The organism is Vibrio sp. 10N.261.54.E10 (assembly GCF_002877735.2).
GTDB classification, from domain to species: Bacteria; Pseudomonadota; Gammaproteobacteria; order Enterobacterales; family Vibrionaceae; genus Vibrio; species Vibrio crassostreae_C.
The window spans coordinates 183,761-200,525 of record NZ_MCXE02000004.1; the positions used below are offsets into that span (position 1 = coordinate 183,761).

At 44.4% G+C, this 16,765-nt stretch carries 10 protein-coding genes and 1 pseudogene; 4 read left to right on the forward strand and 7 right to left on the reverse strand.

Features of this window, described 5'->3' with window-relative positions:
* Nucleotides 1-241 precede the first annotated feature (241 nt).
* Nucleotides 242-499 (reverse strand): helix-turn-helix domain-containing protein, encoded by a 258-nt coding sequence (locus BCU07_RS23100; RefSeq protein ID WP_016800114.1) that lies wholly within the window; start codon nucleotides 497-499, stop codon nucleotides 242-244.
* 560 nt (nucleotides 500-1,059) lie between these two features.
* Between BCU07_RS23100 and traD the strand changes: the two genes are divergently transcribed.
* Nucleotides 1,060-3,159: a type IV conjugative transfer system coupling protein TraD gene (gene traD / locus BCU07_RS23105; protein WP_102428831.1), complete on the forward strand. Its 2,100-nt coding sequence runs from the start codon at nucleotides 1,060-1,062 to the stop codon at nucleotides 3,157-3,159.
* Nucleotides 3,160-3,351: 192 nt separating this feature from the next.
* Nucleotides 3,352-5,610, forward strand: coding sequence for an endo-beta-N-acetylglucosaminidase (locus BCU07_RS23110; protein ID WP_102428832.1), 2,259 nt, complete (start codon nucleotides 3,352-3,354; stop codon nucleotides 5,608-5,610).
* A 139-nt stretch (nucleotides 5,611-5,749) separates the two neighbouring features.
* Here BCU07_RS23110 and tnpA read toward each other — a convergent pair.
* A pseudogene (gene tnpA, locus BCU07_RS23115) lies at nucleotides 5,750-5,952 on the reverse strand (IS200/IS605 family transposase); the annotation flags it as partial.
* A 404-nt stretch (nucleotides 5,953-6,356) separates the two neighbouring features.
* Between tnpA and BCU07_RS23120 the strand changes: the two are divergent.
* On the forward strand, nucleotides 6,357-7,880 hold the full coding sequence (locus BCU07_RS23120) for a hypothetical protein (RefSeq protein ID WP_102428833.1): 1,524 nt from the start codon (nucleotides 6,357-6,359) through the stop codon (nucleotides 7,878-7,880).
* A 72-nt stretch (nucleotides 7,881-7,952) separates the two neighbouring features.
* Nucleotides 7,953-13,523: a conjugative transfer relaxase/helicase TraI gene (traI, locus tag BCU07_RS23125; protein ID WP_102428834.1), complete on the forward strand. Its 5,571-nt coding sequence runs from the start codon at nucleotides 7,953-7,955 to the stop codon at nucleotides 13,521-13,523.
* 17 nt (nucleotides 13,524-13,540) lie between these two features.
* On the opposite strand, the gene BCU07_RS23130 is transcribed toward traI, so the two are convergent.
* The 5 genes from BCU07_RS23130 to BCU07_RS23150 all read right to left on the reverse strand — a co-directional run bounded on the left by BCU07_RS23130 (nucleotide 13,541) and on the right by BCU07_RS23150 (nucleotide 16,466).
* Complete coding sequence (locus BCU07_RS23130; RefSeq protein ID WP_016800120.1) at nucleotides 13,541-13,900, reverse strand: hypothetical protein; 360 nt, start codon at nucleotides 13,898-13,900, stop codon at nucleotides 13,541-13,543.
* 569 nt (nucleotides 13,901-14,469) lie between these two features.
* Nucleotides 14,470-14,913: a lytic transglycosylase domain-containing protein gene (locus BCU07_RS23135; protein ID WP_029203697.1), complete on the reverse strand. Its 444-nt coding sequence runs from the start codon at nucleotides 14,911-14,913 to the stop codon at nucleotides 14,470-14,472.
* Nucleotides 14,914-15,134: 221 nt separating this feature from the next.
* A complete protein-coding gene (locus tag BCU07_RS23140) occupies nucleotides 15,135-15,398 on the reverse strand; it encodes a DUF1640 domain-containing protein (RefSeq protein ID WP_102258136.1) in 264 nt (87 codons plus the stop codon).
* A 99-nt stretch (nucleotides 15,399-15,497) separates the two neighbouring features.
* Nucleotides 15,498-15,983 (reverse strand): RadC family protein, encoded by a 486-nt coding sequence (radC, locus tag BCU07_RS23145; protein WP_016800123.1) that lies wholly within the window; start codon nucleotides 15,981-15,983, stop codon nucleotides 15,498-15,500.
* Nucleotides 15,984-16,034: 51 nt separating this feature from the next.
* Entirely contained in the window at nucleotides 16,035-16,466 is a 432-nt protein-coding gene (locus BCU07_RS23150) for a hypothetical protein (RefSeq protein WP_102428835.1), read from the reverse strand.
* Between the last annotated feature and the right edge of the window lie 299 nt (nucleotides 16,467-16,765).

The window sequence follows — 16,765 nt, forward strand, 5'->3', positions numbered from 1 at the left end:
AATTGAAGTAAAAAGCGCCAATTATAAAACTTATCGCGACACTAATAGGCGGGTATATTCGTTGACTTCTAAAAGAGCCCAATGATGGTTACTTTGCAATTGGAGTAGATTACCGCCAGTGCTCCTTGAAGCGAAAATTAGAGCAACTGCCATTGATTTCTTGAGAGGTCATGGGGGTTGGTTAATCTCTGCACCCTCGTTAGGGTACCAATAGGCGGATACCTACTTATAAGCTCTCATCCTATCCAAATTCACGAGTTGTGATCTGATTTAACTTTTTGGTGAAATTACCTCTGTTAATCCCTAAAACCCTAGCAGCCTTAGACTGATTACCGCGCGTATGAGTTATCAACTCAGTAAACAATATTTCAAACACAGCAGGAGTCACCCAAGACATATCAGGGCTAACTGATTGTTTATCAAACCATGTCGGTTCCAGTTCTGCTCGGATAAGTTTTTTTAAATGGTCTTTGTTGATTGGGGTTAGTTGGTCATTCATAGAAGTTGAAGGTCATTAAGGAACTTTATCATTCTGACAAATTTACCATGAAATCGCCTTGAAATCAGCCGACGCGGGAAAATACGAATACGATGGATAACTGTCCAGCGCAATAAGCAACGAGGACATTTTTAATCATAAGCTCAAAGCCATTCGTTTCTAAAAACACTCGACCAATCCCTGTCCGGTGATGCCCATCATCAACATAAAGCTCACCATCTATATTACACAGAGACCAATTTCGCTTTTCTTCTTAAAAAGAGTAATCAGGATTGCTTTGAAGGTTTCGAGCATAACGCTGACCACATTCGAGACCGTGAGGATTATCAGCGCAAGGAAATAAACCACCCAAGTTTTGCCAGCATGTCGGGGCTCTAGACCCCCACCCCGTCGGAGAGGTGAACATCCGTGACTTACCTTCGGCATGCGTAAATTTTTTTCATATCAGAGCCCTACACCGCAATACCATTAGCCAACAACCGTTCAATTGTTGGCCAGCTCATCTGCATACGCAGGTAATTACCTAAAAAAGCACTGCATTTCACTCTCAAGGAACCACGATGCCTAGACCTAAACGCGCGTCCGGCAACCACTTTACCCGTGGCGGACAAATTACTTTTCACTCCATTCGGATGTTCTTTCAAGTCAACAATACCTTAGTCTACGCCGCCATTTGGTCGGTGATAGCGCTCACTGGCGTTCTTACCTGGCTACGCGCGCCCGATAACGCCTTTTGGTCTGTGTTCTACTACTGGCGCAATCATATCTATGCCAGCTTTGGGCACAATCTTAACAGCGAAGTCACGACGTTCTGGAGTGGAAAACGCTACGTTGGCACGCTCGCCTCCCAACTGGAAAATACCCAACTCATCAGCCTTTATGATGACGTCATTCGCCAAGCACAAATCAACTTCTTAATTGCCATCTGTATTGCCTTCGCTATTTTGATGCTCGCCATGAGTTTCTTTAAACGACAAGGCGAAAAGCAAAGTGAAGATTTCCACGTTCGAGGCTTTCAATACGCCGAACCCAAAGTGCTCACAAATGATTTGAAAAAACGGGCAAAGAAACTCAAAAGACAGGGTGTAGGCAACGGACGGATTTCTGATTTCAAAGTGGATGGGCTGGCCTTGTTTAAGCGTGAGTTTGAAGTTCAGCATATGCTCATCGACGGCACCACAGGGGCAGGTAAATCCGTCATGCTTCGTAAACTCCTGCGCTGGATACGTAAACGTGGGGATAAAGCCATTATTTATGATAAAGGCTGCACCTTTACCAGTAAGTTCTTTGACCCTAGCCAAGATACCTTACTCAACCCCTTCGATGAACGCTGCGCCAATTGGGATGTCTGGTGTGATGCTAAGGATGCCCCTGATTTTGAAAACATTGCGAACGCGCTTATCCCGCAACATGGTGAAGGTGATCCGTTCTGGGTTGATTCCGCACGGACTATCTTTTCAAGTGCGGCGTATCGCATGAGCCAAGATGACAAGCCCTGCTCGACCGCAAGGCTGCTTAGCCTGATACTCACGTCTGAACTTGAAACCCTGGGTAATTTCCTGCAAGGCACAGAGTCTGCTTCCCTGGTCTCTAAAGACATCAAAAAGACGGCCATCTCCATTAAGTCGGTGCTCGCCACCTACATTAAGAGCCTACGCTTTTTAGATGGCTTGGATGATAAAGACGCGAAAGGAGAGCCCAAACGCAAACCGTTTTCCATCACCGATTGGGTACAAGATGATAAACAAAAAGGCTTTTTGTTCTTATCGAGTAACGCGCAGCAACACGCTTCACTGCGTCCTTTAATTTCAACTTGGCTTGCCATTGCCTCTAACGCTATTTTGGGACTCAAAGCCGATGAAGACCGCCGTATCTGGGTGATTATGGATGAGATGCCTAGTCTGCATAAACTGCCTGAGCTGGATAACATCATTTCAGAAGTGCGTAAGTTTGGGGGCTGTTATGTGATTGGTCTCCAGTCTTATGCGCAGCTCGTGAAAACCTACGGAAAAAATACCGCGGACGTTATTTTTGATTTACTCAACTCTCGCTTTTACTTTCGCGCCCCATCAGCGCAGATGGCGCAAATCTCATCCAAAGATTTGGGTGAGCAAGAGGTGGACGTCTCAAGAGAGAACATTTCTTACGGTGCAAATGCGTTGCGTGATGGGGTATCGATTGGTCACCAAACCGTCACCCGCCCTGTTGTCTCTAGCAGTGAAATCCAAGCCATGGATGATTTACAATGTTACCTTCGCGTACCAGGAAGCAGCTTTATCACTCAATTAGAGTTGCACTTTGATAAGATGCGAGATGTGACACCAGCCTTTATCAAACGTGAACACACCCTATCTCCAGCGATGATTAAAGCATACCAAGAAGCCGTTTACTGTGAGTGTGTTGCTCCAGGGCTTTTCCTTAGTGAAGAAGAGCGTAATGCTCTCTCAACCCGCCAATCAGAGCAATTTGATACTGCAGAAGAGATGAAGCTCGAGACAGCCCAAATCAAAGAAGCCACGCAAAGCAAAACGGTCAAAAATCTTGTCAATGATGATGCAGAAAATCTCAAATCAGACGGTCACTATCAAAAGCGCGCTCAACAAGATCTCGAAGAGTCGGCGATATCTCAAGATATCGGGATGGACGATATATCTGAATGATGAAAGGGAAAATAGCTAAATATTACCATGAGATGATAGAAGAGCAATTTATATAAATAATGAATAATTTAATATATAAGATTATTTTTAAGGCGTCTACTAAATAGGGGTAATTATATTTTCTATAAATCATAAACCACCTTAAATCTAACCTCAGTCAGAGTACAGGGTAAATTATAGAGAGGTCTTTATATGGAAAAGCAAAGAGAACGACGTCAATGGGGAACTTGGATAAAGAGTGTTTTCATCTTTTTTATCGGAGGGTTAATTTTTAGTTCACAAACCTATGCCCAAGGGAAAAAAACCTACACTTGGTTTATCAATAAGCCAAATAATGCAACCTCGTCAGCTCCTTCCTTGAAGGATCTAACTGTAAATGACATCTTGAGTGATGAAGATTACTTGAGTAAAAATACGAAAGAAAGACAGACTGGTATTCTCGTTGATGGGGTTATTCAACCTTGGGTTTATCATTGGGCTAGAATAGAAGATCGTCTAGATCCAGATACTGCCTTAAACAAGCTAAATCATCGTTATACCGCCCTAGTCCGTCCTAGGGCTACATTAGAAAGAATTCCTGACGCTATCACTAGCCCTGACCGTGTTCGATTTGATTATTGGGATTATCTTGAAGGAATGGTCTTTTGGGGAGGAAGCTCTCAAGAAGGCACAATTTTAGCCCCTGACCCTCAATGGATTGAAGAAGCTCATGTGAAAGGAGTCAAGATTTATGGCAGCGTCTTTTTGCCTAGTCTCTCCCATGGAGGAAATTTTCAAGATTGTCGAGATTTAGGGACAGTCAGTTTGATGACAAAGCTCATTGAATTGGCTGACGGACTGAATTTTGAAGGATGGTTTTTAAATGTTGAAAGTTTTTCTGGGGAGCAACAGCGAGAAACCTGTATTAATCAAATTGATTCAGCGCTAAGTGACAGTAGGATTACTACATTACAACAAGAAAAAAATATAGAATTTATAAAATATATTGGTTCAGAGGGCTATAGTGGTTGGATATCAGACGCCGATATTACTCCAAATGGCTTTATAGAACCAAGAATGAAAGCATCTCCTCATAGTAATGAAGTCGATTATTATCTCATTAGTGAATATGGTGCAGAAGCTTTAAACGAGATCAGAAATCCTGCTAAGTTCAATTCAAATAAGCAATATCTTATGTTTCCCAATGCTTCTTATTGGGGGCAGTTAGATCAGACAACTAAGTATACTATAAAAGTAGGTGCCCGAAACAATGCGGAACAAGTCGCCAAGCAATATTGGGAAGGAATGTTGGGTAACGATGAGCGTAAAGAATCAGAGGAGTATAATTGGAATGGTGTTTCTCAATATACTAAGAAGCGGAGTACAGATGCCCAGCTAGAACGTTTTCCTGTTCTTGCCTATCAGGATATTAATTTTCAAGGATCCTTGACCCATCTTAATTACGGAAGGTCTTCTGCTGAAGAGATAAATGCTATAGGAGAGATTTCGTCGATTAAGGTAGGGCCAAAAAGTTACGTTCGCTTATGTAAAAGTACTGATTATTCAAATTGTTTGACTGTATGGGGGCTGGATCTTGATTTTGTGGGCGAAGAAATGAACGATTCTATTGTCCATCTTGAGGTTGGTCCGCTTGAACTATACCCAGAAAATGTTGTTTTCTATACTGATCAGTACTTTCAAGGCCAAAAGTTGACTCTTGATCGAACTAACGCATTCTATGATACAACTGACATTTACGACAGGGCATTCTATCGATCAATTTCATCTTTGGTTGTGCCTCCAGGGAAAAAAGTACTCCTTTGTAATACAAGGACGGAAGACAGTTGTCAATTTCCCTATACTGGTACGGTAAAACTCGTAGCTGCCTCTGACAATGACGTCACACGTGGGGTTAAGATAATTGACCAACCGCAATTAACTTTAGCGACACTCTTTGCTCATCGAGACCAACAGCCTCCATTGTTTGAAATGCTCCAGCTTAACCATGTTTACAATGCTTCAGAGCTAGGGGATGTAGGTATTACTAGTTCTTCTCTTAGGTTGCACGATAAACAATATCAAGTGAAAGCTTGCCTTCAATCTAACCTAGGGGGCACATGTGATATCTACTATGCTGATAGTAATTATTTTGGTGATTTAAGAAATGACTCTTATCGCTCTTTTGTTATTGAAAAGCGTGATTTGAATAATGTTATAGGCCTCGCTTACATGGACCTTCAGTTACATGGACCTCAATATCCTTTGCTGACAGGGACGAATGAGAACTTCCCTGATATTTTTAGGGGAGGGATCTCTTCAATAAAGCTGCTCCTACCCGGCTATGAGTTTTCTTATTGCCTTACCGATAATCAACAAAATTTGGAATGTACTGGTTATAGGAGCAATGATTCTCTTGGTTTATCATCTGATTATGATGATAACAGAACCTTATCTATACGTATTCGTGAATAATTTTTTTAGGGTCAAGAAGGACTTTAAATTGAAATTTAAGGGATCCCAATAAGGTTAGCAATTTCGCCTTATATCCTCGCTCGATCGGGCGGGGATATAAGGCGTCAGTCGCGATAGCGGCTTAATCTGGTGTTAGGTGTTATTGGCTTTCTACATATGCTTTAAGAGTTTCTATTGTTGCCCCTCCTGCTGTACAAGCAAAGTAATATCGCGACCATAAGCAGCGCTTTTGCTTTGCCTTGTTAGGTGGGTATCCTGCAATCTAAGCATTCTTGATGATATGGATTTGAGGTTATTCACCATCACGCTAATTGACAACTTTGGCGGATATGATAACAAGACTAATAGGGAAAATTTGCAGAATGGAACGATCAAAACACTGCATTTTAATAACTTAAATTTCCAACGCTAGTACTACTTGGAGAGCCTCACCCACTCTTGCCTCACGTTGTTTCCCTCAATGGAGAGCACCAATGAAACCAAGATTCCGACACAAACGTCAACACAGTGCGCGATTAAAAAACTAAAACACCCACCATGATATGTCCCCTGAAAAACAACCCGAATCACTCTTTGTTCTCGATATGCTCGACGGCAACGACTGGTGACCCCTTGTACTCACTAATCCAGCTTACGCAACATAGAGGTTACACCCTAGAGCCTTATCATCACGATTAATCACTCAACCCCCGTCCCAAGCCTTGCCATTGCAAGGCTTTTTTACGTTCATTTATCAAGGAATTACCATGTCAAGTAAGACCATCTTGAATTCTGACCATTTACCGATATTAAAAAAACAATTACACACTATTCTCAATCAACTTACCGATGCTGAAATTATTTCAAACAGCCCAATTAAAAAAAACACATGGTTATCGATTTGTGCTCAAGCGATAGGTTATAGCGACTGGGACGACTTAAAAGCGCAGACAGTAACGCACCACGTCTCAGCCCATAACATTGTATTTAACCAAGTGTCCATTATCCCTTTTATTCAGAGCGTGAGGGTAAGTCTAGGAGAGCACATCGACAACATTGAAGGATTTGCCTGTGTCATTCTAAGGAACTTAACTCCCGAAGAGCGAAACGCCATGAACGGCAAGGAAGGTGATCTTCCACCCTTACCCAAAGCCCCGACGTCCTATACATTAGAACTAGGTCCCAATACTGTTTATGCTTCCGACCTTTTAGATTGGCTCTGGCCTACCACCAAAAATCACCAAGTGGCCCCTATAAATAATCACTATTTAGAGCACGTGAAAGAAAAGCGAATTAACTTGAGTAAGCCACAAGTAAAAAAGCGCTCATTAGATGTTTACCCGCGCTCTGGCATGTTAGTAAGGGACATCTTAGGACAACTGGTTTCAGAGGGGTATCTAGAATTCAACGACACGCAAACATGCGTATCTTTTACACAAAAAGGTTTCAATTATTTAAATGGAAAAATGACCAACGAATATGACTCTGAATGGAAAGGATGGTTTAAGGCGTTTGTAGCTCATATCAAAAAAATCCCATACCGATACATCAAAATAGATTGGACACCCTATATCTATTTATATTCACGTGGAATGTCCCCCATTGAGGCGGCAAAAAATCTTGAATGGTCAGAATGCTACACTCAAGCGCACTCTGAGATCCGCTCCGCTCTTAAACACCAACTCAACATCAACTTACCTCTGTATCCCAAAGAACGATACCTGCAATTTACGCCCAGAATATTTCTGACACCTGAGCTTACCAGCAACATGGTAACAGACATTCATTTTGAATTTATAGGACCCGACTGGGCTAAACCAAACGGCAATCCAAAAACAAAGCGCTTTTGGCCAAACAAACGCTACGTGTCTGTTTATTTAGATACCTCCCCCAAAAGTCGAGGTTGGTATGCCGTCATTCCCGATGAGGTTGATTGCTTTCAAGTGAGCTACAAATGGACAAGCCGGTCCCATTCTTTTTCAAGCGTCACCCATCATATGACTTACCAGTTAGAGCCAAATATAGAGTGTGCTCAAGATTGGCTGTATGGCAATGAGTGCATGAAGCATTCTGATTCTTCGAAACCAGCAATGGCCGCCGATGAATATAGCTTTAACCGTCTAGAATGCCTGACTCATGGCAAGCATTTAACCAAGGAAGAAATAATAGCGTTAGACCGATTTAAAGCGGGCATTACGTCCATTCACATTGATGAAAATGGCGTCACCATTCACGAAGAAAGAACGTTAACCGCTAGCAATTCATTTGCTTGTGTTGGGATCATTTTGTAACCGCAGTAACAGCACCCACCACTCAATTCATCGCCATCATTGGTGATTGGCATTACACAAGGGAACACCGTCATGCTTTCTATCAGCCCTCTTAAATCCGCTTCTGGCGCTGCAAAGTACTACCTAAGCGAAGAAACCCCCAAAGACCTACCTGACGTCTCTTTAGAAAAAGATGCCGGTGATAACTATTACCTCAAAGAAAAAGACCAAGAAGAAAACACCTTCTGGCATGGCAAGCTGGCCATCGAAGCGGGACTGGCTGGCAAACCCGTAGAGCAAGCCACCTTAGAATCGGTCCTCTCAGGCAGTCTTGGTGATGAAACTATTAAAGGGAAAAGGGGGAAACACAAATCAGGCTTCGACCTGACGTTTTCTGCGCCTAAATCCATCAGTGTTCTCGCGCTTATTGGCGGGGACACCCGCCTAATAGAAGCGCATAACAACGCAGTGAAGTTCGCCTTAACAGAGCTTGAAAAAGACGTTGCACAAGTCAAAGTCACTCATAAGAAAGGCGTTCAAGAATACGAAAATACGGATTCGATGATATTTGCGGTCGTGCGCCACAAGACCAGCCGTGAAAACGACATGCAAGTGCACTCGCACGCTCTCGCAGCTAACATGACTCGAGACCAAGAAGGGGATTTACGCGCTTTATCAACCAGCTTAAAACAAAAAGGGGGCGTCATTAACGGCACAGGCGAGCGCATCTACAACTTCCAAAAATACTACGGTATCTTGTACCAGAGCCAATTAGCTAAGGAGGCAGAAACCCTCGGTTATTCCACGCGAGGCGTCGGCAACGGTCAGTTCGAAATCAGCGGTGTCCCTCAGCCTATTCTTGATGCATCGTCCACTCGCAAACAGCAAATTGATCAACGCACACTCGATTTAGGCTTTGACTCTCGCGCCGCGCGAGATGTCGCGACCCTCGACACTCGTAAAAGCAAAACCCACCAGAGTAACGACAACCTCAACAAACAGTGGCAAAGCACCGTAAAAGACCAAGGGTATGAACCCGCAGAGCTTGTCACCATGGCGCAACAAGTAAAAGAAGCGCAAAACACCCCACCACTTGGTGAAACCAAAGCCGCCATCAGCAGAGCCATTGACCATCTAGGGCAATACAGCACCGCGTTACACCTTGAAAAAATCATTGAACTCACCGCCTCAGAGTTCACCAAAGGCGGCGTGCAACTCAACGCCCTTGATATCAAAAAAGTCGCGGATGAAATGATTAAGCAGGGCGACTTGATAGGACTCAGTCACAAAGGGCAATACACCACCAAAGGCTTAATTGATAACGAACAAGCGCTTATCGACAGCACCCAAGGTCGTGCGCATCACATGCGCACCCACGTTGAATCCAGCACGCTCAACAAGCTCGCTATCTCTGAAAACCAGCAGCGTATACTGACCGACCTGTACCACTCCACCAAACAGTTCCACGTGGTCAATGTGCATGGCTCATCACAAGATATTGCGCAGCAACTACTCAATGTAGGTAATCACAGCGGTAAACGTGTCCAATTGGTCTCCCAAAGCGTGAAAGCCAAGGCTGATAGCATGGAGAGCGTACAGCGCAAAAGTCAAACACTCAGCGCTTGGGTTGGTCAGCTCTTTTCAGAAGAGCAGCGCCACACCACCCACAGCTTATTGCAAAGCGATACGCCGCTGACCAATAAAGATGTCTTGCTCATCGATGACGCCAATAAGATGAGCGCCAATGAATTGTTGGCCCTCCCCGATAAAGCCAACACGCAAGTGATTGCCACTTCCAGCGTCGAGCAGCGGCGGTTAACCGAAGCGATACGGGGCCAGCTCAAAAATACCGGCGCCCTCGCCAGACACGAAACCACCCTATTCACTCAAACCCCTCACCACCTCTCTAAAGCGCAACAACCCCTCGTTCAACACTACAAACCAGGCATGACACTCACCCATTGGGAGAAAAACAAACCTCAGAGTTTTGTCATCGCCAGTATCGACAAAGAGAGCAACACCATGACCGCACTCAGCAAACGCGATGGACAATCACACACCTTTGACCCGTCCAGTCGCGCCTTTAAGCACATGAAGATGCAAATCAATAAACCGCAAAGTCTCAATATCGCCCAAGGCGAACGCCTTCAAACGCTAGGCAAACACTTCCCTGCTGGCTTGGACGCGAACCAAAGCTACCTTGTCACTCACATTGACAAAGAAAGCCTCACGCTTGAGAGCAAAGGGGAAACGCAGCGCGTCAACTTAGAGAGCCTAAAAGACGCGCCGCTGCAATACGACTACGTTCATAGCGCCCACCATATTGAGCCAAAAGCCCATACTTTACTGTCAGGCAAAGCATTTACCCTATCTAAGCCCCTGATAAGCGACCTGACTGAAAAAATAGAGCGCCTTGATATCTTCACCGACAAACCAGACAAAGCCCAAAGCGCACTTGAAAAAGAGCAGGTCTCCCCGTCAGCCATTGAGCGTGTACTGCAGACGCAAAACGTCAACGACCGCTACCTAAACGACGCCACCCAAGATTTGCTAAAGCAGGATGTCAGTCAGGCACTGTCAGCACTAGCCAAAGCGCAAAACGCCCCACTCATCGAAAAAGCGGTCAGCTTTGCCCTGAACCACCTCTCAGAGCGAGAAGCGGCTTTTAGCCAAAAAGCCTTAGTAGTGGAAGCGGTGCGTTACGCCTTTGAAGAAGCCGGAGGCTCTATTACCAAAGAGCAGGTTGAAACAGAGCTGAATAAACGCAGCAACACCCTCTCTGCAGAGTACAGTGACGGCACACGCTGGACGACGCAAGCCGCGCTGGAGACTGAAAAGCGCATCTTACAAAACATCGATGATGGTAAAGGCCAACATCAACCTTTTGCAACGCCTAAGCAGGTGCAAGACTTTTTCGATACCAAGCCTCGCTTAACCCAAGGGCAAAAGGACGCCATCACCCTTATCTCAACCACCAAGGACAGCTTTGTGGCCATCCAAGGGTTAGCCGGTACAGGTAAGTCCACCATGCTTGAATCCAATATTGAACTTATCCAGTTAGTCAAAGAAGCCAGCCAGCAGCCAGAGCAAAGCGTCATCGGTCTTGCGCCCACTCACGCAGCGGTAGCAGAGCTCGAAAGCAAAGGCGTGAAAGCGCAAACCCTGGAAAGCTTGCTCTCTGACATCCGACAAGGCAATCGAGAAGCCAGTGACTATCAACACACCTTGTTCTTTCTCGATGAAAGCTCCATGGTCAGCAACAAGCAAGCCGATGAGTTCACAAAGCTGGTCAATGACAGTCAGTCCAAAACAGCCAAATTGGGCGATAAAGAGCAGCTTTTATCACTCAGTGCCGGTAAACCCTTTGAGCTGGCCATAAGCCAAGGCCGCATCGATACCGCTTACATGACCGATATGGTACGTCCACAAAATGACACCCTGCACAATGCACAGCAAAACACCATTGATAAACAGCCACTCAGCGCCCTAGATAAACTCCAGCAGCAAGCCCCTGATACTCAAAGCAACAGTCAACATGTCATTTCCACGTTGGATGAAAACGACAAAGACCGACGCAGAGCGCAGCTCACCGCCACAGAGAAGCTGCCCTACATGGTCGCCAAAGACTATTTAGAGCGCACCCCCGAAACGCGAGACAACACACTGATTATCGCGTACACCAACCAGGAGCGAGACACCATCACCGAACACATCCGTGTCGGTTTGATGAAACAGAGTGAGTTAGGCAAAGAGAACGTCGTCGCAACCCGGCTACGCTCAATCGGCGCCACGGGTGAAGAGCTCACTACCATGATGCCGTATCAAAAAGGCTTGATATTGAGCACCAGACCCGGTGAGTACGCGACAATCACTCACGTTGACTCAGAGCATGGCGTGGTGACACTTCAAGACGCAGCGACAGGTAAGACTAGGCCATTCTTACCGCGCAACCGTGACCACCGCTTCACCACCCTGTTCTCTACGTCAGAAAAACCACTCTCAACGGGCGATAAAATCATCACCCGTTTTACCGATAAAGAGCGCAGTATCAAAGCCAACGTGGAGTACCGCATCACGCAAGCGACTACAGACCGTGTTATCGCTCAATCTAAGACAGGACAAACACTCAACCTTAACCCTAATGCGCTTAAAGACGGGCACTGGGACTACGCTTACAGTCGAACCGCAGACATGGCGCAAGGGTCCACCTATCAACACGTCATTAGCGCGATACAAAGCAAAGGCGCACTGACCAACTTAAGACGCGCCGGTATCGATGTGACTCGTGCCAGTCAGCACATTCGGCTCTATACCGACAACACAAAACAATTGGTCAAAAGCTGGCTTTCTAAAGAGAGCCATAAAGCCAGTGCGATAGAAACCCTCAACCAAATTCCACCCAAAGACACCACCTACTTTAACCGTAATGCACTCCCTCATGAGGACGTCCGGTTCCAAAATAAAAGCGGTGACTTTGACTACAACACATTTAGGGAGCACATCAATACGCAGCTACCAAAATACACCGAAAGCCTCGCCATTCAGTTATTAGGCCAGCCGAATCAATCCAAATCAGACCGGGATTATTTAACCTTTGGTATTGGAAAATCGGCCATTAAAGTCACCTTAACTGGAGAGCATCGCGGGTATTTCAAAGACTACACCACAGGCGAAAAAGGCGCATTGATTAACCTAATCATGAGTCATAAGGAAATGAATTATAAAGCCGCGATGAATGAAGCGCACAAGATGATCAACGAACCGGAAAAATATCAACTGGAGGAAAACAGTAAACACGACAAATTACTGAGCACCACCCCAAGGCATATTGCGCAGTTTGAAGAACGGGCTAAGGATTATATCAATCAAAGCTTACCGATGGATAACACACTGGCCCAAACGTACTTAAACAAGCTCGGTGTCAATAACATTGAAAACAACCATGTAAAATTCCACCCGGCGGTCTATTCATCCGAAGATAGATCCCTTCACCCTGCAATGCTAACCAACATCCACAATAAAGAAGGCGAAACCAAAGCCATTGAAGTGACCTATTTAGACACTCAAGGAAATAAAGATACCTCCCTAGACATTAACCCAAGAACCCTAGGGACGAAATCCAAACAATTAACAAGATTCCATCAAGGGGAGAATTTAAACACCACCATCATCAGCACATCGATTGAACAATCGTTTCTAATTCGAGACCAAACCCAAGGACAGATTGATATTATTAACCTCAATCATAAGAACGACATTCAAAACATCTCTACCGATGAACTAAGACAGAACATCATTATTGTATTAAATCATGGCAATCACGATTTAAACCCGAACAACATTGAAAAAATCGTCGAGAACTTTAATGGCCGAGACATCCAATTCATGTCAAATGATAACCTTAAAGAGGACATCAAATCGTGCATTGATAAACTAGAGCGAGATAACAGTGCACATAACCTTGAATTAAGTGAGCCGCACACGTCTCATCAGGAGAGGGAATTAGACACCTTCAACTATAATGAGAAAACAGAACTCGACAGCCAATCATTCGACCACTTTGAGCCAAAAGAATATTCACCTCAACAAGAGATGGAATTTAATCAATCAGAGAAAGAGAGACATTGGGAAGACAGAGAAATCGACAGAGAGTTAGAGCGATAATAAGAGGGTAGCTGCTGCTACCCTTTTTTTTCGCCTGCAAGATAAGCATCCACTTTTTTATCCACATCAGCGGAAACCAAATTACGCATTTCTACTGCATCTTTTTTATTTTCATGGAACGCGACACCATCAAAACTTTGTGTGTGGGTTAAATTACCCGTCCCTTGGATCATCCTGATCCGTCGATACATCTCTTCCATCAACTCGCGGTTAGACGGCCGCTCATCTTCCTTATCGTTCAGTTTGATCCTCAATGCCAGCGTGAGAAGTTGCCTGACGGCTTCCGCATCACCTAACTTTTCTCTGTCTCTGAACACCTTAAAATCTTGCTCCAATTCACCCCGAATGTAACTCTGTACAGAAAAAGCTTTCGCCATAATCCCACCATCCTTTCTTAGATTTCCCTCTAAACAACACTTTACCTACATTACAATTAAATCACATGCTTGCAAAAAAGCTCACTATTTATCATTAAAAACATCGAGTTAATTGCTAATAAATCACTAGTACATCACTTCCACTTTAAACAAGCTCTCAGACCTTTCTCGAAAAGGGATTAAGTACAATTGATGCATTTATGATGTAAATCTACATTGGATTTCAGCGGCTAATTAGTTGAAATTTTGAAAATTTCCCCCCCCAAAATATTCACTCTTCTATTTATATCATAAGTTATTGATTGTATTGTCTTTATGTTTAAAGCAGACAACCATTTAAATCGTTTTCGATTTAGCGTGGTGTGTGGTCACCAACTCAACTAACCAACAACTCAGAACGAATGATCTGAGTTCCTTAATCAAAGCGACGGGAAAAACTGACAGCGAAAGACAAAAGCCGACCAGGTGGCGAATGAATCTGACGAACGAGGGATGCGGGGATCTGGAAATTGAAGGAAGAAAGCGAGAGGAAAAGCCAAAGACATTGCACCGTTATGGTGCAAAGCCTTTTATTGAACGTTCATCTTAAAATAAACCGATTGGACTTTTTGGATGTATATTTTTCTGGCGTTCTCGGTGCGTTTTGAAAAACCCGCATTATAAGCGCCGACGCTGTTCCAGTTATAACCATGACTAGAAAAATTAGAACTTAATACCCACGCGCCAAGATGAACATTAAAACAAGGGTTATAGATGCTTGTTTCATTCACATTAAATTCGGATAGTCGATCAAACCAATGGGAATTAATTTGCATCAATCCAAAATCACGACTGATCACTTGACCGGTTTTGTTTTTATTTTCATTATACGCATTCGGTTTTAGGCTGCTCTCTACCGTTGCAATGGATTTTAAAAGCTGTGGATCGACATTATAAAATCTCCCTGCCTCATCAAAGCAAAAAGCCCAACCGAAACACGGCGATAGCAAAGAAAGGTAAAGTAATGGTTTCATCATAAAAAGCCACCTATCAGCCACAAACCCACAAAGTGACACCATGAAAAAGCAATAGAATCAAACATCGAGCAAATAGGCGTACTGTGGTACTGAGAGCGGTATTGGCGACCGCTTGCGGTCGAGCCTTTGGCTCAAATTCTTTTAGCGCGAGCGTTGAAGCGTTCGGACAAAAAAAATGCCTCTAGGATAAGAGGCATTTAAGAAAACATATTTGAATATTAAACGTTGATATGACTGCCAACCCAAAACGCGGCACCGGCTACCGTCGCAATCATAGCGAAGGCTGTTGCAATAATGAGATTTTTAAGGGAACTCACTTCATTACGAACTGTGTCGATTTTATCTGAAAGCTCATGACGAACCGCTTCGATCTTCTGATCGAGTTCTTTACGCGTATCATTTAACTGCTCTTGAGTGGCAGCATGAGCGGTTAGGTTGATCAGCTCTTCAACGCTTAATGTGACTTTGCTTGATTCAGACATAGTAGAAACCTTATTTAATTGCTTACAGTTTATAGCATTATGATGAGGAAGTCATTCACGCCAGAATAGGCGTAAATGAGAGACATGTTTCACTAATGGCTATATCCAACCACGCTCCACAAACGACACCACATCTTCAAAAGACACCACGAAATGATCGAGAACTCGAATATCAACCAAGGCTAACGCGTCGGTCAGTCGTCGAGTAATACGTCGATCGGCTTGACTGGGTGTGGCATCACCGCTGGGATGGTTATGATAAAAAATGACCGCGCTTGCATTTGTGGCCAGTGACTCTTTGACCACTTCACGCGGGTAAACGGATGCGGTGTCAATGGTGCCGTTAAACATCTCTTTTGTGCGTAAAACTCGATGCTGACTATCAAGAAAGATCACCCCAAACACTTCGCTTTCATTGGAAGCAAGTGAAGCCTGACAAAATGACTTCACCAATTCAGGGGAATTGAGTGGCGTCTGCTCTGACACAAACAACTTAGATTTTAAAATGCTCGCGGCATGGTGCAAGATATCTTTTTCTTCTACAGAGAAAAGGCTGTGATTAGAGTAGTTAGCAAGTACAGACATAATAGATCCCTTTTAATATTTAAAGTCGTGATGGGCGGCGCTCAGTCCGTGTTATTGGCCATACAAGATAGTCAGAAGATCTTTCGCTCTCGCTTGATGCTTAGCGGTCGTTTCAACGTTTCTCTCTTCTTTTTTCGCATAGGCGTAATCTTCTCGCATCTGTTTCACAGTCGTAGCTCTATCACATACGCCAATACTCACCCCTTTTCCTTTATTTCCTTCCTCCAAGATCAAAGAGTCGGTATAACCAAACTCATTAAGTAAAATCTCATGCACTTTAACCGCTCGAACGCTCGAATTAAAGTCCGTTGAATTCACCCAAATAAGTCCCTTTGAAACAGTCGCGGAAACGGTCGAACGCACTGCACGTTCAACGAACTGGCAGGAGATATCATTTTTTGGTGAGCTTTCGTGCCCAGCGGCGAAACGCTGGTCGCTGAACATCGATTTAGAGAGAGTTGGGCTTGAGTTTCGTTGTGCCATGAGGAGTTTCCTTTTTGTTTGAGTATCACTTTTATGGAGCCGCTTGGCTGTCCGGCAAGCGCTCATGGTTCTCAATAACAAGGGCGCGAAGCGTTCATATACCCTTGTTATTGGGGCTCTGAGCGAGCACGGTAAACAGCCTGCGAGCCCCATCAAATGATGCAAGTCGAAAGGGAAATCGGCACATAAGGCAACAAGCCCTTACTCGAACTTAATGGAGGTCAGTGAAATGAGTGAGGAGGTACGACGAACAGCAACGAGGAAGACTGACGAGGCGCAGGCGTTTAGGGTTGTATCGA